Source organism: Absiella sp. AM09-50 (assembly GCF_003433845.1).
In the GTDB taxonomy this organism is placed as follows: Bacteria; Bacillota_I; Bacilli_A; order Erysipelotrichales; family Erysipelotrichaceae; genus Hoskinsella; species Hoskinsella hominis.
In genome coordinates, this window is sequence record NZ_QVFI01000004.1 from 72876 (window position 1) to 96192 (window position 23317).

Annotated in this window: 18 protein-coding genes; 2 read left to right on the plus strand and 16 right to left on the minus strand. The window is 35.7% G+C overall.

Annotated features, from left to right (window positions below):
• Positions 1–61 precede the first annotated feature (61 nt).
• From DW114_RS05340 to DW114_RS05355, 5 genes are all read right to left on the minus strand, one after another.
• On the minus strand, positions 62–7615 hold the full coding sequence (locus tag DW114_RS05340; RefSeq protein WP_117452755.1) for an MSCRAMM family protein: 7554 nt from the start codon (positions 7613–7615) through the stop codon (positions 62–64).
• A gap of 94 nt (positions 7616–7709) precedes the next feature.
• A complete protein-coding gene (locus DW114_RS21955; RefSeq protein ID WP_255411893.1) occupies positions 7710–7841 on the minus strand; it encodes a hypothetical protein in 132 nt (43 codons plus the stop codon).
• 22 nt (positions 7842–7863) lie between these two features.
• Positions 7864–8661, minus strand: coding sequence for a hypothetical protein (locus DW114_RS05345; protein ID WP_117452756.1), 798 nt, complete (start codon positions 8659–8661; stop codon positions 7864–7866).
• Positions 8658–9464, minus strand: a complete 807-nt coding sequence (locus DW114_RS05350; RefSeq protein ID WP_117452757.1) for a hypothetical protein — start codon at positions 9462–9464, stop codon at positions 8658–8660. The genes DW114_RS05345 and DW114_RS05350 overlap by 4 nt, the downstream gene beginning before the upstream one ends.
• A gap of 85 nt (positions 9465–9549) precedes the next feature.
• Positions 9550–10008: a hypothetical protein gene (locus tag DW114_RS05355; protein WP_117452758.1), complete on the minus strand. Its 459-nt coding sequence runs from the start codon at positions 10006–10008 to the stop codon at positions 9550–9552.
• A gap of 133 nt (positions 10009–10141) precedes the next feature.
• Between DW114_RS05355 and DW114_RS05360 the strand changes: the two genes are divergently transcribed.
• On the plus strand, positions 10142–11008 hold the full coding sequence (locus DW114_RS05360; RefSeq protein ID WP_233509530.1) for a mechanosensitive ion channel family protein: 867 nt from the start codon (positions 10142–10144) through the stop codon (positions 11006–11008).
• Positions 11009–11060: 52 nt separating this feature from the next.
• On the opposite strand, the gene DW114_RS05365 is transcribed toward DW114_RS05360, so the two are convergent.
• From DW114_RS05365 to DW114_RS05405, 9 genes are all read right to left on the minus strand, one after another.
• Positions 11061–12857, minus strand: a complete 1797-nt coding sequence (locus DW114_RS05365) for a DEAD/DEAH box helicase (protein WP_117452759.1) — start codon at positions 12855–12857, stop codon at positions 11061–11063.
• 170 nt (positions 12858–13027) lie between these two features.
• Positions 13028–14293: a sensor histidine kinase gene (locus DW114_RS05370; RefSeq protein ID WP_117452760.1), complete on the minus strand. Its 1266-nt coding sequence runs from the start codon at positions 14291–14293 to the stop codon at positions 13028–13030.
• Positions 14280–14957 carry a response regulator transcription factor gene (locus DW114_RS05375; RefSeq protein WP_117452761.1) on the minus strand — a complete coding sequence of 226 codons (678 nt, stop codon included), beginning with the start codon at positions 14955–14957 and terminating at the stop codon, positions 14280–14282. Before DW114_RS05375 ends, DW114_RS05370 begins: the two co-directional genes overlap by 14 nt.
• 1 nt (position 14958) lies before the next feature.
• Positions 14959–15729, minus strand: coding sequence for an ABC transporter ATP-binding protein (locus tag DW114_RS05380; RefSeq protein WP_117452762.1), 771 nt, complete (start codon positions 15727–15729; stop codon positions 14959–14961).
• 13 nt (positions 15730–15742) lie between these two features.
• Positions 15743–18103, minus strand: coding sequence for an ABC transporter permease (locus tag DW114_RS05385; protein WP_117452763.1), 2361 nt, complete (start codon positions 18101–18103; stop codon positions 15743–15745).
• Positions 18104–18364: 261 nt separating this feature from the next.
• Positions 18365–18751: a hypothetical protein gene (locus DW114_RS05390; RefSeq protein WP_233509531.1), complete on the minus strand. Its 387-nt coding sequence runs from the start codon at positions 18749–18751 to the stop codon at positions 18365–18367.
• 762 nt (positions 18752–19513) lie between these two features.
• Positions 19514–20227 carry a DUF554 domain-containing protein gene (locus DW114_RS05395; protein WP_117452765.1) on the minus strand — a complete coding sequence of 238 codons (714 nt, stop codon included), beginning with the start codon at positions 20225–20227 and terminating at the stop codon, positions 19514–19516.
• Between the two features lie 88 nt (positions 20228–20315).
• A complete protein-coding gene (gene trxA, locus DW114_RS05400) occupies positions 20316–20624 on the minus strand; it encodes a thioredoxin (RefSeq protein WP_117452766.1) in 309 nt (102 codons plus the stop codon).
• A 64-nt stretch (positions 20625–20688) separates the two neighbouring features.
• Positions 20689–21564, minus strand: a complete 876-nt coding sequence (locus DW114_RS05405) for an HAD family hydrolase (protein WP_117452767.1) — start codon at positions 21562–21564, stop codon at positions 20689–20691.
• Between the two features lie 116 nt (positions 21565–21680).
• On the opposite strand from DW114_RS05405, the gene ybaK reads away from it, so the two are divergent.
• Positions 21681–22163 carry a Cys-tRNA(Pro) deacylase gene (gene ybaK, locus DW114_RS05410; protein WP_117452768.1) on the plus strand — a complete coding sequence of 161 codons (483 nt, stop codon included), beginning with the start codon at positions 21681–21683 and terminating at the stop codon, positions 22161–22163.
• Here the strand turns inward: ybaK and DW114_RS05415 are convergent.
• Both DW114_RS05415 and DW114_RS05420 read right to left on the minus strand, forming a co-directional pair.
• Complete coding sequence (locus tag DW114_RS05415) at positions 22160–22801, minus strand: hypothetical protein (RefSeq protein WP_117452769.1); 642 nt, start codon at positions 22799–22801, stop codon at positions 22160–22162. The two genes, ybaK and DW114_RS05415, sit on opposite strands and share 4 nt — an antisense overlap.
• Positions 22788–23279 (minus strand): RNA polymerase sigma factor, encoded by a 492-nt coding sequence (locus DW114_RS05420; RefSeq protein ID WP_117452770.1) that lies wholly within the window; start codon positions 23277–23279, stop codon positions 22788–22790. Before DW114_RS05420 ends, DW114_RS05415 begins: the two co-directional genes overlap by 14 nt.
• Positions 23280–23317 lie beyond the last annotated feature (38 nt).

Here is a 23317-nt window from a genome sequence, read left to right on the forward strand (position 1 = left end):
TTTCATTTAATGAAAACAAATGATAAACAATGAAAGAAAAGGCGAGTTTTCATCGCCTTTCCTAGTCAATTATGATCTTTACGGTATCATCCTTTTTTGCATCAAAGAACATTGCACTTTTGGTATTGATGATGAGAATTTCATGTTTTGTGCCATCTTGAATACGCAAGCTTGCATTACTTTTCTCTTCTCCCCCATCAATTTGATAACTCACATCATATTGACTATCTGTTTCTTCAATCGTATACGTTCCATAGGCTAAATTTTCAATCGTATACGTAAATGCATTATCCATATCTAAAGCAACCAGCCGCTCAAAATTATTGCCTTTGATGCGCATGACAAAGCTTTCTTCATCAGATGGAATGATAAGCTGTCCCATTGCATCTCGTATGCGTTTATTTAACGTCATTGTACCATTCTCTACATCATCTTCAATATTGATGATTCCCACGATATTGGTTACCCCCGGTGCCGCTGTAATAAAGGCTTCTTCTACCAATTGTGGTGAATTGATCAAATAACGTACACGGGTTGGATCCTGTGTGATCTCCCTTATCTGATAACGGCCTGCGGGTAAATCGGAAATCGTCACATGCCAGTTATTTTCTGGTACCAGATCATATTCCCGCATGAATCCTGGTGCACTTATTTCAAAACGATAAATATCAGGTGCACTTGGTGGCAGATAGTTGTCATCTTTATCTAACATATATTTAAATACTTCTACGGTATTCATATTGGTTTTACGCTCATTGATGACATCTACCATATTGCGGTTGCCTTGTACATATACAACCCCTTCACTTGTTTCCTCACTGCCATTGATCTTATACGTTACCCTGAAATTACTGCTGTCTAATTCTCTTAAATGATAAACCCCTTCTTTTAAATTAAGAAGCGTTGACTGAAAGTTGTTTTGTCCATTCAGCGTAACCCGTTGTAAAAATTCCTGATTATATACTTCTATGATATACTGGTCCCCATCTGCCGGTACACTAAGACTGCCATCCGCATTCTTAATATATTTACTGAAGAAAATACTACCTGTGGTTCCCTGAGATGCATTGATCATATTTACAACATTGGCATTTCCACGTACTTCCACAATGCCATATCGTGTTTCACTGCCCCCATTGATGACATAGCTGACTTCCCCTTTTTCATCCAGTTCATCTAATACATAAAAGCCATCCGCAAGCTGTGTGATATTCACTTTGAAATTATTGGATTGATCCAGTGTAAATACTTCATTGAAACCAGGCTTAGATACATGCAGGCGATAGCTTTGATTATCCTGTGGGTGTTTTAATTCATTATTTTCCCTTACAAATTTTTCTACCTGAATACTGCCCTGATGCATTTGCTGTTCAGCATTGATCATCTTTACCTGATTGGCGTTATCTTTGACTTCTACGATACCTTGATTGGTTTCAGTACCACCATTGATGATATACGTAACATTGTCTTCCTGATCTAATTCATTTAATACATACGTTCCATTTTCCAAATCTAATACATCTATCATAAAGTTATTTGCGGCATTTAATTTATATACCTGATTGAAGCCTGGCTTGGATATTTGTAAACGATACGTATTTTGTGAATCAGGACGTATCAGTTCATGATTACGATTTATAAATTTATCCACATGGATGCTGCCGCTTCTAAAAGATGTTGGTGGATTGATCATCACAACCGCATTGGCATTAGCGGATACTACAACGATGCCACTATTTGTTTCTGTGCCCCCATTGATGATATAACTGACACTTTCATCATGATCCATTTCATTTAACACATAGGTTCCATCTTCTAAGTCGATAATATCAACCATAAAATTATTAGAAGCATCTAATGTGTAAACTTCATTAAAACCTGGCTTTGATACATGCAGACGATAGTTATCATTTACCCCCGGAGATATAAGCTGTTGATGCTCACGAATCACTTTTTCTACATGGATACTGCCTTTTTGTATCATTCTTGGTGTATTGATCATCATCACACGGTTTTCATTGCCTCTGACATTGATGACAGCACGATTGATTTCACTGCCGCCATTGATGATATACGTGACTTCATTTGTATTATCCAGTTCATCCAGCACATACATGCCATCTTCTAAATCAGAAATATGCAAAGTGAATTGATTGGAAGCATCCAGCGTAAAGGTTTCATTATAACCTGGTCTTGATACATGTATTCGATAGCTTGCATTTTGATCAGGTGTGGTTAATTGATTTCCCTGACGTACTACTTTTTCAATGTGGATACTGCCTTTTTGTGCCATGGATGGTGTATTGATAATGGTTATCTGATGAGAGGTGCCATTCACATCAATGATCGCACGATTTGATTCACTGCCTTCATCAATGATATAGCTGACTTCATCTGTTGCATTACGCTCTGTCAATACATAAGAGGCAGGTTTTAAATCGTTAAATGTCATTTTCCATCCATTGCTTTGATCCAGATAAAACAGTTTTTGATAGCCGGGTGCTGACAGATAAAATTCATAGGAATCATCAGGTTGCGGGCGCATCATTGTACCATTGACCCTGCGATATTTCACCATGGAAATCTGACCATTCTTCATCGTGGAATTGATCACATCTATGGTATGCATGGTATTGTTTACTTCTAATCTTGCCTCCTGTGTTTCCTTTTGTCCATCTACGATATAAGATACGTTTTCATGATCTAATTCCGATATGACATAGGTACCAGGTTTTAAATTGGAAAGTGTTTCGCTGTATTGGTTACGTTTATTTAAGATGATCAGATTTTGATAGCCTGGCATTGATACATGTATCCGGTATTCCCCCTGCTCCGGCTTTTCCAACTGCTCGTTTTTTCGTATCCATTTATTGATTTGGATAGAACCTGATTTTGATGGCAGCTGATTGATGACATTGACGGTATTGGCATTATTGACCACATGAACAATTCCTTTTTTCATTGGTGCACCATTATTTACCACATAACGTACATGCTCCTGTCCATTTTCTTCCATGACCTCATACCAGCCATCTTTTAAATTACGCATGGAGGCATAGAAATGATTGGCTTCATTTAATAAAACACGACTGCTGCCTTCTTCCCCTTTGACAATGATCCAAAAGATTTCATCAGCTTTTGGATAACAATAACAGCCTTCTTCATCTTTCATCAATTTACATATCTCAATACTTCCCTGATGCATGACCTCTGCTTCATTGATGATTTTTACTGTATTTCGGTTTTGATTGATCTGCAGGATTCCTTGCTTGTCTTCCATTCCCCCATTGATGATATAGCTGACCTGTTCCCCATGTAATTCCCGTATTTCATAACGTCCTTTTTCTAGATGATGCAATACATCTTGATAGGCATTTTCTTCATTCAGATATACGATACGATAAAAGTTATCCCCTTTGACTTCGATTTCGTAGGCTTCTTCATTACATGGTTTTCTTAAACAGTCACATTCTTTATTTCGGATATATTTTTGAAGCAGCAGCATGCCATCCTGACATGGTTGTTTTACAATCAACTGAACCAGCACCTGTTGACTGTCTAATGATAGATTCCCTTCTTTTTGACGTACGTGATCTATGAAGAAGTAATGTTCATCTTCCCCTTGAAGCATGATTTGATACTCTCCATATTGCATACGCAAACGACATTTCCACTGGTTATCTTTTGACAGTTTTAGACATTCCTCCTGCGCCCCGGATATCAAAACTTCATAACATGCATCACTTGGCGGTGTTCCCAGATTTTCCCCACAATCTTCATTCATCAATTGAAATAATACAACACCTTCACTCTTCATTGGATTACAAACATCAATACGCATGTTCTCCTGTTTCAAGGTGAAGCAACCATCCTCCTGTGGTTTTCCTCCATCAAAGGAATATGTCGCATGTCCATTTTCTTCCATGATTTCATAATCGCCGCTTTGGCAGTTATCCAAACGTTTGGTAAAGTTGTTTTTGGCATGTAACTCAAACATCTGTTTTCTTCCTTTAAACATCATGGTCATCATGAAATGATCATCATTATGAGGAACCTGGCGTTTTCCTTTTTTATCAACCATCCATTTTTGAATCGTGATACTGTGTTTATTTTCTTTACGTTTTACTACCCGTATATCCACATATTCCCCATTTAATTCGACACAGACACAATCCTCAAAACGCTGGTCTTCAATTAAAAATGCGACTTCTTCTTTACCGCCTTCGCAAATGGAATAACTGCCTTTTTCTAAATGATCGATACTTGCACAGAAATCATTGCCTGCATGTAATACCACATTCTGGCTGTCCTCTCCACAAGTAATCGTTAAGATAAATTCATCAAGTGGATCCGCCTCCATAACCTCCCCATCTTTTTCTATCAGTCCCTGAAAATGCAGACAGCCATTTTTTGCTTCATGATTGATGATGGTCACATTGACATCTTCATCCCTTAAATCAATAATGGCATTATCACATGGGATATCATGAATCATATAGGATACTGGATGACGGGAACCAATTTCTTTAATTTCATAATGACCGCAAGGCAGATCATACAGACAGGCACAGAAATTATTTCGGATATCCAGCGTGACTTTGCGTTTATAGCATTCTCCCTCCAGCATGATATCAAAGCTTTCCCAGCGCTGTGGACGGATATAATTGCCACAGGCATCCTCCATCAGTTTTTCCAAACGAAGGGCTCCTGTGCGTTCCTCTTCATTGACAATCGTGATTTGCTTTTCATTTCCTTCATAAAGGAAATATCCATTTTCCTGTTCACATCCATCAATGATATATGACTTCGCACTTGCGCCAAGTTCTTTTATCTCATAATGTTGATTGCACAAATCAGTCAAACGAATACAGAAATCATTATCATCATTTAATTCAAAAATCTCATGTGTATTTCTTCCTGTTAATAATACTTTAAAGCTGTCATTGACCTGTGGTATGACCAGTTCATTTCCTTTACGAATACGTTTTTCAATCATGACGGCATTTTGTGTGGATGCTTTATTTAAGATATCGATATAAATATCTTCTTTACCCAGTGTGAATTTTGCCTGTTCACATGGCTGATGATTGATCAGATAGCGAGCATCATAACCACAGCTGAGTTCTTTAATTTCATAACATCCCTGAGTTAAGTCATCAAAGTACACACAGAAATCATTCTTTTCACATAACGTATACGTTGCGGCAAAATCTACACCCTTTAATTCAAAATGGAATTCATCATCTGCACAAGGCATGGATAACTCTCCACATTCATCTTCTATAAACTTTGTGACCTTTACCATGCCCGCACAATTGGCAATTTCATTGATGATCGTAATTTCTTGATCTTCTTTATTTAACGCAATACGTGCAAAATCACAGGCACAGCCATTTACAATGTAGTGAATCACAAAACCAAAACTGTCTTTTTGAATGATTCGATAGGTATCCTGAGGCAGTGCATCTAATAATACACACCAGTTGTTTTCTGCATTTAAGCATAAATGGTAACAGGTATCTTTTCCTTCCACCAGCACTTCAATATCCATACCTTCATATGGCTGTGAGATCTGTTCATCACAATCCTGAAGCATGGCATTGATAGTAACGATTCCATTTCGTTTTCGATGATTTAAAATCGTGACTTCTTCATTTCCTGACTGCATGCATACATAGGCTTCCTGTGTACGACATCCATTCACGATATAACAGGCATCATATCTGTCCTCTTCTTCTTCCTGAATATGGTATTCTCCCATCTTTAAACCATCTAACAGAATACACCAGTTATTAGATGCTTTTAAGCTATAGCATTCATTTAAGCCATCCCCTTCTACATGCACATGGAAGACTTCATCCCTTTGTGGTTTTACAAGCTCTCCACATTGTGTTTCTTCAAATTTACAGATACGAAGGGTTCCACAGCTTTGTTTCTGGCGATAATTGATAACTTTTACTTCACGATCTCCCCCATCCATCATAAAGCGGGCATGATGTGATTCTTTTCCACAGTCTACCTGATAAATAACCGCATAATCTGATGTGCTGCCTTTTGCCTCCTTCACTTCATAACTGCCTAAACGAAGATCATCAAAGCACATGCACCAATCATTTTCGACACTTAATGTAAAACTTCGTTTACAAAAAATACTGGATAATGTCATATCAAAGCATTGCTGCTTATCTGGTTTGATGAGATCTCCATAATCATTGCGGATATATTTACATACCCGAAGAGTTCCACTATTACGTGTAGAATTGATGATTGTTACACAAAAAGTACTGCCTTCTTCTACTCGGATACAGGCAGAAGTACGTTCAATATCATCATCAACGATATAACTGGACACATAATCATGACAGCTGGTTTCTTCAATTTGATAATACCCACTGCACAAGGATGCGATATCCACACAATAATTATTCGATTCATTTAAATTCAATGTCTGACAAAGGCCACACCCGGATAATGTTACCTGAAAGTTTTCATGATGACATGGCTTTCTTAAACATCCATCTTTACTGCGAATAAATTTACAGATACGAAGCTGAGATTCCTGAAGTGGTAAACACCCTCCTGATTTTGTTTCGGTATTAATGATCATGACTTGATTTTCTCCACATTCACTAATTTCCAAATGCGCAAAATTACGTTCACAGGCATCATTTACGATATACGTTGTATCATACATCTGTTCATCGCTTTGTTCACTGATGCGATAGTATCCTGGAATCAATCCATGTAATACAATACAGAAATCATTTTCATCACTTAAATTTACCGTCACATCATGGCGATCAGAAATGATACGTACCTCAAAGCTTTCATCACATTGCGGCCGGCATAATTCTCCACGCTCATTGCGGATATACTTAGAAATTGTCAGTGTCGTATCAAAATCAGATACATTGATGATATCTAAATCATTCACTCCTGCATTTAAAATAAAATTGTTGTCTTCAATTGGCTGTCCATTCAGCTGATAGAGCGTATCATTGTATGCATTCAGCTCACTAATCGCATATTGACCAGCAGGAATCCCTTCTAAACAACAGCTGAAATCATTGTTTTGATCCAGATTGACATATTGACAAATCCCCATACCCTCAACATATATGGTAAAGCATTCATCCACTCTTGGTAACTTCAGCTCCTGGTTTACTGAGATTTTTTTTTGAATATGCAAATCAGCTTTTTGTAAAACATGATTTTCAATACGGATGGTATAATGATCTTTTAAATCCTCCGTATGCAATCTGGCGTAGTCTTCCTGTTGTACCTCATTTTCAACAATATAAGATATTTCCATACCATCCTGATTCATCACTTGATTGCCACATTCATCTACCTGTACGACATTTACGGTAATTGCCTGTTGGTTTTCAATTGAAATACGTCCTCTTCCAAACTCATCCAATGGGATTTCATAGTGTGCGCATTCTTCTTGTGAATGACAAAGTTTGATGTACATACTTTGATTAAACATAGTAGGATCATCACTTTGTGCTTCGATATCCAGCGTGTAATATCGTTCACATGCGTCATTTTCTATTGTTTCAAGAAAGCTAACATGAAACGCATTGGTTAAGACTTTCTGAAATCGTCTGCTCATAATATCCTCCTTCTTATATAAGCACATTTCTTATACATTTCAGTATATGAGCCTACACCAGAATTGTGACCGATTCAGACAAAATAAAAAGCCTTTAGTTAAATAAAGGCTCAATCTGCATAAGGATAAAGGGACTATTTCCCTGTTTGATCAATGTTATAGAAACGATAATGATCATATCGTTTACCTGAAATCTACATACCAGCGGTATTCGCAGTTCATTCATATACATCACCCTTTTACATATATTATACGCGTATTTCTCCATCATGGATACATGCATTGACATAAAGCAGAATGATATAGGCATTGCATAAGCATATACCAAAGATCACAGAGAATAAAAACGGCAGCCACAAGGAGGCATTTTCCAATGCATGAAACAGATAAACCACACTGTCTAAGAATGGATACCAGCGATTTAATAGTTCCATTGGCAAATCAAATAATGCCACACCACCCTGCATTGAAAACATCGTCTGCATAAAATAACGATATCCAATAAACAGCAGACCAACAATCAGACAGCTGTAGAAAACAGATTGATAATGTTTCCATATGGTGATCAAACTGTTTTTTAATATCTTGACCACATTTCTTTCCTCTTCCATTTGTAAGAAGGAAAACAGCTGTACAGGTATATAGAATAAACAGGCAAGCATCAATAAGACGTTGACTAGATAAGCAAGGATACCCGTAGTTGCGCTCATCGCAAGTGAGAAAGAAGCATAGCCTAATACACACATGATGATATATAAAATGCTTTGTATCCCAAGAAAAGGCAGTATACATATTTTCAGATTCATTTGTTTCTCACGTCGCTTATCATGTAATACACGCAAAGACAAAAACGCAGGAATCATAGAAGCAAGTAATGTCAATATATAGGCAAAGCCATAAATCAATAAGACATGCTCTTGTTGATAAAGTACTTTTGATAGTAATTGATATGCCAGGGCATATATGATACAACAAAGAATCATCAAAACGATATTCTTTTTCAGCTTACCGCCGTTGTTCATCATTTCTAAAAAATCACGTATCATTTTTTATCCCTTCTTCCTAATAATGGCTGTTGATTAGGCATATAGATAGCAGCATAGCGATCATATAAGTTCGCAATCACCATAAATAAAGCTGTAATGATAAGAATCTGAAGACCATGGAAACAGATATATGTAAGTAAAATCGTTCCCCATTGCCCTTTTGCGGCCATCAACGATGTAATGATCCAGTCAAAGTTCTCCACGTTTGAAAAAACGCTCTGATACAAAGAGATTCCTAACTGCTGGGTCAATATACATATGCATATATAAGGAATACTGATGAAGAGAATCAATTTATAATTCACAAGCATCATACGGCATGCCCCACCAAAATAATCCTTTAAAGATTTGTTTTGATCATAGATGGCATAAGCCACAAGGGCATTCCAATATAGAAAGATTGCCTGAATCAGCATCATAACCACAATCGCAAGCATGGGAATAAAGGCAAACATGACCGCAATCATTTGCATGATTGATTGAAGTATGGATAATACCAAAGCAGTGATTACATGGTAAAACAGCATTTTTGCGGAACAGATAATATCCTGCAAATGGAAGCTTTCTTTTCGTATTGTTTTAATAAACAGAAACATTACCGTGTTTGAACATGCTACCAAAATAAATGAAGTCACAAAATTCACAATCAGATAAAGATTGCTTTGGGTGTCTATGATCATATGGAATATATCAGATACTGCCATATTCACAACTTTTATAAACAACAGCCAGAAAAACAGCTTCAAGAAAGCATGTGGCATCTGTTGTTTCATATCTTGTATAATTGATTTTAATTCGTTCATAAGCTCTCCTTTAATTTTTGTTGGAAACATGATGTATTATACTAGATTGCGAAAGGAAAATCAATTTCATAAAAAAAGCAGCGTTTCATGCATGCTGCTTATGAATTTGACATGTATCTTTTTGTGTCGTACATTCCGTCAAATATTTTTCGATTTTCTTTCTTGATACACATTTGATACTCACACTTTGATGATTCTTTAAAGTGATCGTCAAAGAATCCAGATCATTTTTACACTTAGAAAATTCCCAATGGTCTACATCCTCCCAGAATAACACGAAACATTCATCTTTCCCATTATTCATATAAAACAAAGCATAGCGGTCAAAGAACTCCACAAGCTTGATATTTTTCACAAAAAATAAGTAATATGCGGAAAAGATGGTAATCACACAACCGACTAAATAATAATTTGAACATAACAAAATAATTCCAGCAATCAATAAGACACATATAAATCCATATGGCTTACTGGAAATCGTATCAAGTTTCTTTCCGTCACAAGGAAGATTTCTGATTTTCAATACCTTACTTTTAACGTTCACGTGTGCTTCACCTTCTTATCAAGTTTATTATATCTAAAAAAATTTTTATATCAATAATATCACATAATTCCACTTATTTCTCTATATATTTTTGAAAATTATATGTATAATATGGATACGAGGAGTGATAAATTTGGACATTTTAAAAACCATCAATGAACTGGGTAAAGGCACCTGGTTAAAATATGGCCTGATAGAAACAATTGTTAATATGCTCATGTTTCTATTGATCGCCTATTTCTTACGCCGTCTTTGTACCCGCTATATTCAAAAGCATGTCAAGGTAAATGCGAAATTTGTGAATCGTATCGTGAAAATCACATTATATACGATTGCGATATATGCCTGTTTATCTTTGTTAACACCTTTCAATGATGTTTTGGGCAAGGTCTGGGGATCTGCTGGAATCATCGCCGTTGTCTTAGGTTTTGCGGCTCAGGAATCCATGGGAAATTTTGTGAATGGTATATTGATTACCACCTTTAAACCTTTTAAAATCGGAGATCTAGTAAAGGTAAATAATGGTGAATATGAAGGATATGTTGTGGATATCTCCCTTCGTGATACAGTTATTCAGACATATGAAAACACAAAAGTCATTATACCAAACAGTACCATGAACAAAGCTGTATTAGAAAATGTCAGCTTAAATAACAATGCTAAAGCCAATTTCTTAACATTAGATATCAGCTATGAAAGTGATATTGATCGTGCAATGGAAATCATACGGGAAGAAATTAAAAAACATCCTGATTATCAGGATGGAAGAAGTGAACAAGACAAGGCGAATCATACAGAAGAAGTCGTGATCCGTTTAACCAGCTTTAATGATTCTTCCATTACCCTACGGGCTACTGTGTATTCACAAAGCAATGCCCAAGGGTTTGCGATGTTGTGTGATTTGCGATTAGCAATCAAGAAACGTTTTGATAAAGAAGGCATTGACTTTCCTTATCCACATCGAACTGTTACATTTAAAGAGCCAAGAGAAAAGGATTAATCAATCCTTTTCTTTTACAAAAAAAGCCAGTCTTTATTGACTGACTCTATACTTATTTAACTTTTTTTCCAGATTTTCTTACGCTTTTATCATGGTTTGTAGAATTTCTTCTACCTCCCCCACGATTACTGCGTCCACCATCTTTTGAAGAACCTTTACGATCATTTCCACGATCTCTTCGATCTCCGCCTTTTGAACGTGATCTATTTCCACCATCGCGATCACGGCCACCATCACGACGTCCGCCATCTTTTCTATTCTTACGTTTTGGTGCACTGTCGATTTCAACCATGACTTCTTCTCCACGAATGTGGCTTCTTTGCATGTTGTTTAATACAGTATCTACTTTATCAGCTTCTACATCAACCAATGTGAAATCTTTGCGTACATCAATTCTACCGATTGCTTTGCCAGAAATACTACATTCTTCAATGATTGCCGCAACGATATTGCCAGGTTTTACCCCTGCATTACGTCCAATACTGAATTTTAAAGTAATCGCATCGAAATCAGATGCATAACGTTTTACATCTTCATCTGCTTCAATATCAATGATTTCATTTTTATATGTCATAGAAATCAATGCTGAAATAATATTTTCTAATGCAATACCTTCTGCGATCAATTCATTTGCAATTTCCATGCTTTCTTCAGTAATACCTTCATCACATGCTTCTTTTACTGTTTGAATAAAGGCAGTACGATTCGCTTCGATCATCTGAGCTGACGTTGGAAGTGCATGACGTGTAATATTTGTCTTTGTATAACGAATGATATCTTTGATACCACCACGCTGTTTTCCACCACTGACAAGCGTAATGGCAAGACCTTTTTTACCAGCACGGCCAGTTCTTCCTACACGGTGAATATAGTATTCATTATCCTGAGGTAAATCAAAGTTTACCACAAGATCAATATCATCCACATCAATACCACGTGCTGCAACATCTGTCGCAATCAAAATGGAAGCTCCGCCATTTCTAAACTGATCCATAACACGTGTTCTGAATTCCTGCTTCATGTCCCCATGTAACGATAAAGCTTTGATATCATGTTTATTTAATTCTGTACATAAATCATCTACCATTTTCTTTGTATTACAGAAAATCATACAAAGATCTGGATCATAGTGATTTAACAATACACGAAGAGCATTGGCTTTTTTACCTCTTGGTACATCATAATACAGCTGTTCTACCGTATCGATTGTACGTTGTGAAGATTTAATTTCTACACGTACAGGATTTTTCTGAAACTGCTCTGTGATTTTCAAAATATCCGCAGGCCATGTTGCAGAGAATAAAATTGTCTGGTGTTCATTTTCTGCAGGCATACTGCTTAAGATTTCTTCGATATCTTCTTTAAATCCCATGTTCAGCATTTCATCTGCTTCATCTAAGATTACCATGCGTGTATCATTTAAACGAAGTGTTTTTCTACGTAAATGATCCATGATTCTTCCTGGTGTACCAACAACGATTCCACATCCTCTTTTTAACAGTTTGATCTGTGAATCAATTGGCTGACCACCATAAATAGGAACGATTTTTACACCTTCCTTGTACTTTGAAAACTTTCTTAATTCGGTTGCGACCTGTGTTACCAGCTCTCTGGTTGGACAGATAATCATTGCATTTGGATATTTACTTCCCGCTTCTACCATTTCGATGGCTGGGATACCGAATGCTGCTGTTTTACCTGTTCCTGTATTGGAACGACCCAGCACATCCTTACCTTCCATAATCATTGGAATGGATTGTGCCTGAATGTCGGTTGCATTTTCATATCCCATTTCTTCAACAGCCTTCATGACTTCGCTGCTGATGTTTAACTCATTAAATAGTGTCATTGTTACCTTCTTTCTATCATTATGTATCGTAATAACTTACTAAGTGTACCATACGTAATATCAAACGTCAATGCAAATTTATGCCTTCCATACAAAAGAATACCCATATTTTTTGGTTTCTTACAAAAAGTTGAAATGAAAGCTGTTCCATCAAAAATCATCAAACGAATTTAATGGAAAACCATGATAAATGCCATGCCATCTTTTTCCTGTTGAACGAAAATTTCACCTTCCATTTTCCGCATCAATGTTTGAGCAATATATAAGCCTAGCCCATTGCCGTTTTGGTGTTGTGCATTGCTGCCACGATAAAAGCTTTCAAACAGATGCACAAGTTCACGTTCTTCCAAGACCTGTCCTGTATTAAATACACGTATCAGCTGACATCCATCTTCTTCATAAAATGTGATTTCGATAAGTCTGCCATCTCCATACTTAAAAGCATTTTCAAACAGATTTTCAAATATCTCCTGACTGCGATCTATATCACCATATAATAAACGGTTCTCGCATGGCCCAACATATAGTTCGATTTGGCGAAGCACACATTGTTCTTTGTATGTATCTAAAACTCTTTTCATTAAATCATATAGATAAAATTCACCTTTTTCTACCTGTAGATCCAGAATATTTTCTCTTGATGTTTTCATAATTTCATTTACATAACGCTCTATTTCATTACATTTATCATCAATTTTATCATAAATCTGTGCTTGTTGATCATACGATTCATATACATGTTCCTTTAATGCCTTACAATACAGCTTGATCAGGTTTAACGGTGTCTTGATATCATGTGATAAAGATAAATGCATCTGTTTCTTTTCCTTTAATAATTCGATCTGCCGTTTTCTTGATGTATCAAGGCTATCCTGCATCTGACTCATGCCCCATAGGAAACGTTGTAGATAGCGACTTTTTTCTACTTTGATGCTTGATTTATAATGCCCTTTCGCAAAACTTTCCGGTAGTGTACTCAATCGTTGAAATGGCTTGATCAAATGTTTTTTCAAATACCATAGTAAAGTAAAAACAAAGACCTCCACAATGAATAAAATCCCTTCCACAATCAGGAAAATATGCTTTTGGCTTTTCTGGATATGATAATCAAAACGAAGATATCCTTCTATTTGACCATCCTTCATCCACGGCATAATCACATAAGGGGTATCTTTATCTTCATAAAAGGAAACCATTTGTGTTGTTTGTTTATCGTTTGCGTCTAAATATGTGACAGCTGTTATGGTTTGATATGCTTTTATATTAAGCTCATCGATCGTTTTTCCTGCTTGTAGCTCCTCCATGATACGATTGACTTCGATGCGATAAGCATAAGAGGATGTTTGTTGTAAATGTACCATATGATATCCCACAACGATGGCACAAATCATATATATCAGGATAGAAACCGGTAGGAACAGATTAAATTTTCTCATAACGATATCCTACTCCCCATACGGTGATGATTCGTTTGGGCTTTCTGGGATCCTCTTCAATTTTTGATCTTAACATTTTCACATGGACCGTCAGCGTTTGATTTTCACTTTCACTGTCCATCCCCCAGATTTCATTAAACAGATACTCTTTTTGAAGGATTCTTCCTTCATTTTTTACAAACAACGTCAATAATTCAAATTCTTTGGCATTTAAATCTAAGCGCTGATCTTTTAGATAAGCGATATGAGCTGCGATATCAATTTTGATATCATTGGATATGATTTGATTTTGATGTGCAATATGTGTTGTTCTCGCCTTGATTGCATGAATTTTGGCACACAGGATATCAGGATCAACTGGTTTTGGGATATAATCATCCGCACCTAATTCAAAACCTAGCAGCTGATCTGATTTTTCACTTCTAGCACTCATGATGATTACGGGAATATCAAATTGATGACGCAGTTTTTTCATAAACGCAAAGCCATCCATATCCGGCAGCATGATATCTAACAGGATCAAAGAAGCTTCATGGGTTTCTATCCATGTGTAAGCTGAGGCAGCATTTACAAAATGACACAGGGAAAAGCCTTTCTTATTCAGAAAGGCGATAATTAATTCCGCAAGCTCTATTTGATCTTCAATAAATACGATTGTGTCCATATTACCATCCCAATTTCAATAACCATTCATTCAATTTTCTTTCCCTGCTTAATCCATCACAGCCTGTTTGCCATTTTCCCAATTGGATTTCCTCTTTGATATCCCCATCTTCGATATATAAAACTCGTTCGCATTTACTTGCGACTTTCATATCGTGTGTGACCAGTAAAATACTTGTGCCATCCTTGTTGATATTGGCTAATTCTTCCATTACTTCTATAGAATTCTGTTTGTTTAATGCACCTGTAGGTTCATCAGCGAAAATGATTTTTGGCTGATTAATCAAAGCTCTTGCGATACAAGCACGCTGTAGTTGTCCACCGGATACTTCATTTACGCCATTATCACTTACATCGGCGATATGCAGTTTTTGCATAAGCATTTTGGCACGCTGTTGAATCTGTAATCTTCCCTTTTTGCTTTTACCTTCCGGACTTTGATAAGCTGGTAATATAATATTATCATAGAGTGATAAATTTTTCAGCATATACATTTGTTGAAATACAAATCCCATTTCTTTTAAGCGAAGATCACTCATCTCATTTGGTTTTAAATGAAATAATTCTTTCCCAAAAAAATCTACACTGCCAGCACTTGCTTCATCCATACCGGAAATAGTATAGAGAAGTGTGGTTTTGCCTGAACCACTTGGTCCCATAATTGCGACCATTTCTCCTTCATGGATACTTAAATTCACATTGCGCAATACATTATTTTGTCGTTTATTCACAATATAGGTTTTACATAAATTCGTAACTGCTAATTCCTTCATCTTTCTTCTCCTCCTATTCCAGATTGTTCATTTCTTTGATATCAATTCGTTTGATTTGATAAGTTGCCACTAATGTTGCGATAATAATTCCAATCAATAAGACACCAGGATAACCTCCATAAGCTTGTAAAGCATCTACCTGAATCTTAACTTCAGCACCCATCACAGCAAAGATCGGCTTTAAAATAAACTGATTACTGATATAGGATAACGGTATTGCGATCAACATAGAACATAATGCCACAAATACCATACGTGTTAACTGCCATAAGCGAATTGTTTTATAAGGGATTCCTATGCTTTTCATCATTGCGATTTCACCTTTTTCTCTTGCGATAAACAACTTCTCCATCAGGAAGGTGATCAACATGATCACAGCACATAACATCGCTGTCATGGGAATCAGCATTTGATCTAAAGCATCCTGAATCCCTCCGATATTCTGATTGATAAAGGTCTGTGCATTCATGAAATCCTGATGAGGAAAGGCTTTTTGCAGTTCACTTAATAATTTTGCATCGGATAAATCTGAATCAATATAAAGCTGCGCATTCCAATAATCAAATAATGTTTCTTTGTCACAATTTATAACAGGACTCAAACGGGCGCTGCTTCCCATTTGCATATAATCGCTGAACACCCCGCTAATCAACATTTTTCTATCTACCCCATTGATATTAGCAATGATTTGATCACCAATGACCCAGCCTTCATCTTCCATTGCTTTTTTTGAAAAAGCAACTTCATTTTCTAATTCTGGTGCATTTCCTTCTTCATATTCTAAATAGGAGGTACGATCCCCAACTAGCTGAATACTTAAATAACTGTGTTTAAATGCGTCCGTTTTTCCATATCGAATGAAGTAAAGTGGTACAGCACTCATCTGTGCTTTATATCCTTTTTGATTCAATTGTTCTTTAAACATATCCATATCTTTTTTCAATTCTGTGATATTGACTGGTTTTTGATCCTGTTCAAATTGTTTTACAATAATGTTAGAGGAAGGATCAAGTGTAAATCGTTTTGACATTTCATCACTTCGCATTGTATTTACAGTGTTTAAAGGAATTGTGATTAATATAAAGCTAATACAGAAAGTGATAATCAATACAGCATATCGTTTTACATGTGTTACGATGTCATGCATTCCTAAATATACAGGTAATGGCAAATGCTTACATTTTGATAAAGAAAAACATTTATCATCATGAAAACGCTCTCCACTTTGTCCACCACGTATGGCCGTGATTGCTGAAATCTTATGCAGTTTTCTTGTACAGAAGTAACAGAAAGCCAAAACCAATAAGACAATGCCAGCAGCACATAAAACATTGATACCAAAATTAGCCTCACTGCTTTCCATTAGCATATTTTCACTGACACTTTCTATCATGACGGAACTTAAAGGAATACTGAGCATAAGTCCAATACATGCGCCAATGGATACAATTACAAAATATTTCATCAGATATAATTTCTTTATGGCAAGATCTCTTAAACCTATTACCTTTAAAATACCTATTTCCTGATACTGCTCCTCCATGGTGAATACCAGTGTGAATCGAAGTACTAATAACGAAATCAAAATGAAACATATGCCAATAGCGATAAATAATGCAGCTGTCATCATATCAAAACTATATGCCATAGCGTAGGTTCCCTTTTCCACGATATTGATGATGGAAGGAATACTAATATCTTTTAATTCTTTTAAAATGATGGAAGGATCATGCGCATCAACATAATATAAGCGTAATTTCTGAAAAGATGGTTCCATTTTCTTAAAGGTATTTTCACTCACCAGAAATCTGGTCATTCCCACTATATCACTTCCAAAAGCAGCATCTTTTACTTCTTGTGTGATGATCAGCTTTTCACCTTTTAAAATTAAGGTATCTCCTAATTGAAGGTTATTCTTCTTCATAAAGGCATGCGATAAGCCAATTTCATTATCTTTTAATTCTAAAGGATTGCCTTTTTGATCAAACGCTAATACAAAGTCAACATCCAGCGCAGAAACATATAAACTGCCACGAGAATCAGCTATTTCAACTGTTTTACCATCTCTTTCAGCTTTTAAATCTTTACTGTTCAAAACAATAAAATGATTTCTAGCATATCGTTCAATGGTACCCTCCTCTTTTTTCTTCTCTAAATATGTTTCTATTTCCTTACGATCTTTATCTGTATTCGTAATAAAATTGATATCGGGTACTTTTGCCTTATTTACATAATAAGATAAAGCAGAAGAAGTGACCTTGATATTGTTCACACTGCTGCATAAAAACAACGTAGCTAATATGATAAATAAAAACAGAATCAAATTAATACTTTTCCGTTTTATGAAATCTTTCTTTAATATATTCCATAACATTTCTATCTCCACCTTTCTTGTGTGACTATAGTATAACGAATCAAATATGAAAAAATCCTTAAATCTTATAATTTACGATAACAAAAAGAAAATTGATCGCAAAACGTTACATTCTGCGATCAATTTCCAAATATTATTAATATAGGGGATAGAATAGAATACGTTAATTAAAGGGATTGTTAGGGGATATTAACGTATCAGCAGTTTTCATCTGCCTGCTATATCATACCGCATAAAGAAGTAGAAATTTGTCGAATGGTGTCAGGATTCACTTTTTTCTTTTTCCACATGAATGTGATCCTTGAGCATATCATAAAAATCTTCATAAGGTACAAATTTTATCGTATCTTCTTTATATGCCACAAAATATTTACCAAAGCTGTCATACACGACATCATAAGCATCTTTTTTTAATGTGATGACACTCAACTTAGATTTGAAGCGAGTATCATTTCCATTGATCACATGATCTTCATACACATAATTCGTACTGACATATAATGGATAATCTACATCATCAATATGAATTGTACCTTTTGCGATATCGCGTACATAAAAGTCTGTGTGATCATATTCAATATAATTTTGTGGATATGCCTGCTTTGCGGCTGCTAAGACTTCTTCTTCATTTAAATTTAAAAACTGCATTATATCACCTTCACTTTACAGGGTTCATTATAACAAATGCTATCACACAATTCTACATGATTTTTCGAAACTTGTGCGACAAGTTTTAGTTATACTATTTTCAGCAAGTTTGAAAACTTGCTAGTATGAACATTTCCCCTCAAAAATTCATACTTTTTTCCTTTCAAAGAAATTAATTCTTGGCAAAAGAAGCACACTTACCCCTCTGGTGCTTCTTTTGTTTTTATGCTGTATAACATATTCATCATATGTATAGGGTTATGTGTTAGTGTAAAATAACATAATCTAACATAATTGCCACAAACTTATTCTATAACTATTTGATATACTGTAGTCAGCAAGTTGGATAAGAACTTGCTGGTATGATATTTCCCCCTCAAAAAAAATCATACTTTCTCCCTTTCAAATAAAAATATAATTCAAAAAAAATATCCCTCCCCTCGGATATTTTTTTTGCGTTGTGCTACACAATACTGTTTTAAAATTTTACGAAATATCAAATAGATACTGATTTCCAATATGGCGATAATGACAAATTGCTCTTGATATATCCCTTTTCGTCAACTTTCACAAATTTGTCAAAAACTACACACAATATAACATAATTACCACAAACTGTATCCATAAGTTTTTAGTATACTATAGTCAGCAAGTTAGATAAGGACTTGCTTATGAAATTTCCCCTCAAAAATTCATACTTTCTCCCTTTAAAAAATAAAAGATAATAATTGAAAAAATGTGCTGACTCCTCGGCACATTTTTTTATAAGAATGAACAGATAATAGCATAAGCAATCGGAATCAATAAAGCTGGAAGCAGATTTCCAATACGAATCTGTTTACCGAAGAATAAATTGATACCAACACCAAATATTAAAACAGAGCCTACAAATGATAAATTTGTGATCAATGCGGCATCAAATAATGGAGCGATTACACCAGCTAATAAGGTGATGCCTCCCTGATAAACGAATAGTGGCACAGCCGCAAAGATTGCACCAATTCCCAGTGCTGAAGCAAACACCATGGAAATGATACCATCCAAGATTGCCTTTGTGATCAACATACTGGGATCATGCGTTAATCCATCCTGTAAAGCACCAACAACTGCCATTGCGCCAACACAAATCACTAATGCATTGGCCACAAATCCCTCAATAAAGCGATCATCATCACTATGTACCATCTTTTTGATACGCTCAGCCAGCTGTTCCATTTTTCCCTCAATATCTAATAATTCCCCTACAACAGCGCCAATTCCCAAAGAAGCAATCAATAACATGGTTCCCTGAGAAACAAGTACGCCATCTTCTATTTTCATCATACCGCTGATTGCTCCCGTCATACCAATAAACATAGTACATAAACCTAAAGCCTGCATTAATAAATCACTGACACGTTTTGGCAAGCCGCCTTTAATTGCCATACCAAATACGCCACCGGCTACCACCGCCAGTGCATTGATGATTGTTCCCATCAAAAACCCCTTCTTTCTGTATTTTTTTCTGTTACTTTATCACACAAAGAAAAGAAAAGCAATAAAAAAAAGAGATCGTCATGACCTCTTATAGATATTGTTGTAGCTTTCCTAACAACTGCTGTTTTGGTGCATATCCCTGTAAAGTTCCTACAGCTTCACCATTTTTGAAAATCATCATCGTTGGTACACTCATGATACCAAAACGCATAGCTAGATTATTACTTTGATCTACATCTACCTTTACGATTTCTATTTTACCTGCCAGTTCTTCAGATAATTCTTCAAGAACTGGTGTTAACATCTTACATGGACCACACCATGTTGCAAAGAAATCTACCAATACAACACCATTTGCAATGGTTGCTTCAAATTCATTTTCATTGATTATTCTCATGTTCATTACCTCCTGTGTTCGTTATCAGTATAACACAAGAGTCAAAAAACATTCAGTGATTTACTCACAAATCGATATATTTTTTTATTGCGACAGCAATTCCATCCTCTTCATTGCTGCTTGTGACATCATCAGCAATTTCTTTTACATGTGCAAACGCATTTTCCATTGCGATGCCAAGCCCTACTTCTTTTAGCATTTCAATATCATTTTCTCCATCACCAAATGCCATCATATCCTGTAAAGAAATCCCTGATTTTTGTGCAACTCTTTCTAGCCCGGTTGCTTTGGTCACATTTGGAATCATGATTTCCAGCCAGCGAGGACTTGTAAGTCCCACCCAATAACGATCAGAAAGATCTCGTTTTGCATAATAGGTTATTTCTTCCATTTGCTTAGGATGATATGTGACACTTACCTTGTTGATGCTATGTGTAATCTCATTGTAGTCATGCACATAGACAAGATTAGGATATCCATTACGATTATCAAATATAAAATGAAAAGCTCCTGCACTCCATGGATAATCTTGGGGTAATTGATGTTGTTTACGATAAGCCTTTTTTTCCTCCATCATATCTTTTGGGATATAGTCATACATCCCATCATCAAACTGTCCGATAATCTCTACGTGATATTGCATAAAATATGCATATATTTCATGTATTTGTTCTACCTGCATCTGAGCCAAAACTTCTCTTTGATTATTTTTCACATCATATACTGCTGTACCATTCACTTCAACTAAATATCCTCCATAGATATCCATTTGCAGTTCTTTGGCATAAGGTAGTAATTTCATATAGCTGCGCCCACTGGCTAAAACCAGCTGAATACCTTTCTTTTGTACTTCCAATAATATTTCTTTGGTTTTCTTTGTTATTTGATTATGGCTATTTAATAATGTGCCATCCATATCCATTACGATCATTTTTACCATTCTATCACCCAAACAGCATTATACAACAAAGCTGCTTTTTATGCTATATCTTATATTTGTTGATATCTTTTCATCCCTTTCAAAACGTGCTATACTTAGTCACATGAGGTGATTGGATGAAAATTCAGAAAACAAATGCCATGCGTATCCTTGATCAGGCAAAACTTCCTTATGAGGTATTTACTTATGCGCATGGAAAAGAAGCTGTCGATGGTGTCAGTGTTGCCAATATGTTACAACAGGATCCGGAAAGTGTTTTTAAAACACTGGTTACAATTTCCAATACGAAAGAATATTTCGTATTTGTTGTTCCAGTTGCACATGAATTAGATTTAAAAAAATGTGCCAAAGCTGTTGGCGTGAAAAGTGTAGAAATGATTCATGTTAAAGATATTAATAAAGTAACTGGCTATATTCGTGGAGGATGTTCCCCAATTGGAATGAAAAAAGCTTATACGACAACCTTTCATGAAACATGTTTGTTATTTGATCAGATTATGTTTAGTGGTGGAAAGATTGGTTATCAAATCGCTATGTCGCCAACAGATTGTATAGAATTGATTCACGCAAATTGTGCAGATATCATAAAAGAGAGCTAATCGCTCTCTTTGTCTAATATTGCCTGTATAAAAGTATAGAATTCATCTTTTGTGACCTGCGTACCTTCGATGGTAATTGTCAGGTCTTTTTTTACAGCAGTGGCTGTAAAGAAATCATCCATCAACATGATTTGAAGTTGATACTCTCCATACGCCTTTGTATTGTGAAGTTTTGTTTCCTTATTTGTAAGTGTGATGATCACATGTTTTTGATCTTTGGTATAGGTATATATCGTGTTATCCTGATCTTTTTGCTGGAATGTTAAAGTAAATCCTTTTGGTAAAGCTTTTTTCTGGATATATTCATCTGCACTTCCTGTTTTATCTGCATTAGGATATGGAGGTGTATGAATTGCGGCATCCCCTTTTTCTTCATCAATTCCAGAAAATGATTTATCATACTGATCATAGACAATATAGTTATCCAAAAGGATGTTTGCTGTATTGCTTCCTGAATCTGTCGCAAGATGCATTTGTATCGGTAAAATAATAAACAATAAAACAGCTGCAGTCGCAATCAGAAGTGTTTTCTGCCATACATGGGATGGTGCCTTTTGTTCCTGCATTTTCATCAATGTTTTATGTTTTAAACTTTCCGCTGCTTGTATCTCATCATTGATTTCTTTATAAGATTTCATCAATATCACATCCTTCCAGCATCGTCTTTAACTGTTCTCTTGCACGCTTTAACCATGTTCGTATGGTCGCATCTTTTTTATGCAGGATATCCGCAATCTGTTTCGTTGTTAGCTGTTCATAGTAAAATAAATGAATCACCATACGATAGTTTGTCGGTAGTTTCATCACATAGTAATACAAAGCATTTTCTTCTTTTCTTTCTACTGGAATATCCACTTCTAAAGGCACATGATGCCTTAGAAAGGCTGTGGTTAAATAACTGCGACAGCAATTCCTTGTGACAGTAAAAAACCACGCTTTCGTATGCTCCTCATTTTCAAACACTGGCAATGTTTTACTATAGCGTAAAAAGACATTTTGAAAAACATCATCTGCCTGATCTTTATTTCTTGTCAATGATAAAGCAAATTTATATACCATATCTGCATATGTATTTACGATATGTTCCGCTTCATCCATGGTGCATCTTTCTTTCATATAACGCTCCCCTCTACCTTAAAAACCTTTCTATGATA

Bases quoted from the DNA above. Each gene is read 5' to 3' on its own strand.
- DW114_RS05340 (WP_117452755.1), bottom strand. From the start codon at position 7,615: ATGAGCAGACGATTTCAGAAAGTCTTAACCAATGCGTTTCATGTTAGC.
- DW114_RS21955 (WP_255411893.1), bottom strand. From the start codon at position 7,841: ATGAATGAACTGCGAATACCGCTGGTATGTAGATTTCAGGTAAACGAT.
- DW114_RS05345 (WP_117452756.1), bottom strand. From the start codon at position 8,661: ATGATACGTGATTTTTTAGAAATGATGAACAACGGCGGTAAGCTGAAA.
- DW114_RS05350 (WP_117452757.1), bottom strand. From the start codon at position 9,464: ATGAACGAATTAAAATCAATTATACAAGATATGAAACAACAGATGCCA.
- DW114_RS05365 (WP_117452759.1), bottom strand. From the start codon at position 12,857: ATGACACTATTTAATGAGTTAAACATCAGCAGCGAAGTCATGAAGGCT.
- DW114_RS05370 (WP_117452760.1), bottom strand. From the start codon at position 14,293: ATGAGAAAATTTAATCTGTTCCTACCGGTTTCTATCCTGATATATATG.
- DW114_RS05375 (WP_117452761.1), bottom strand. From the start codon at position 14,957: ATGGACACAATCGTATTTATTGAAGATCAAATAGAGCTTGCGGAATTA.
- DW114_RS05380 (WP_117452762.1), bottom strand. From the start codon at position 15,729: ATGAAGGAATTAGCAGTTACGAATTTATGTAAAACCTATATTGTGAAT.
- DW114_RS05385 (WP_117452763.1), bottom strand. From the start codon at position 18,103: ATGTTATGGAATATATTAAAGAAAGATTTCATAAAACGGAAAAGTATT.
- DW114_RS05390 (WP_233509531.1), bottom strand. From the start codon at position 18,751: ATGCAGTTTTTAAATTTAAATGAAGAAGAAGTCTTAGCAGCCGCAAAG.
- DW114_RS05395 (WP_117452765.1), bottom strand. From the start codon at position 20,227: ATGGGAACAATCATCAATGCACTGGCGGTGGTAGCCGGTGGCGTATTT.
- trxA (WP_117452766.1), bottom strand. From the start codon at position 20,624: ATGAGAATAATCAATGAAAATGAATTTGAAGCAACCATTGCAAATGGT.
- DW114_RS05405 (WP_117452767.1), bottom strand. From the start codon at position 21,564: ATGGTAAAAATGATCGTAATGGATATGGATGGCACATTATTAAATAGC.
- ybaK (WP_117452768.1), top strand. From the start codon at position 21,681: ATGAAAATTCAGAAAACAAATGCCATGCGTATCCTTGATCAGGCAAAA.
- DW114_RS05415 (WP_117452769.1), bottom strand. From the start codon at position 22,801: ATGAAATCTTATAAAGAAATCAATGATGAGATACAAGCAGCGGAAAGT.
- DW114_RS05420 (WP_117452770.1), bottom strand. From the start codon at position 23,279: ATGAAAGAAAGATGCACCATGGATGAAGCGGAACATATCGTAAATACA.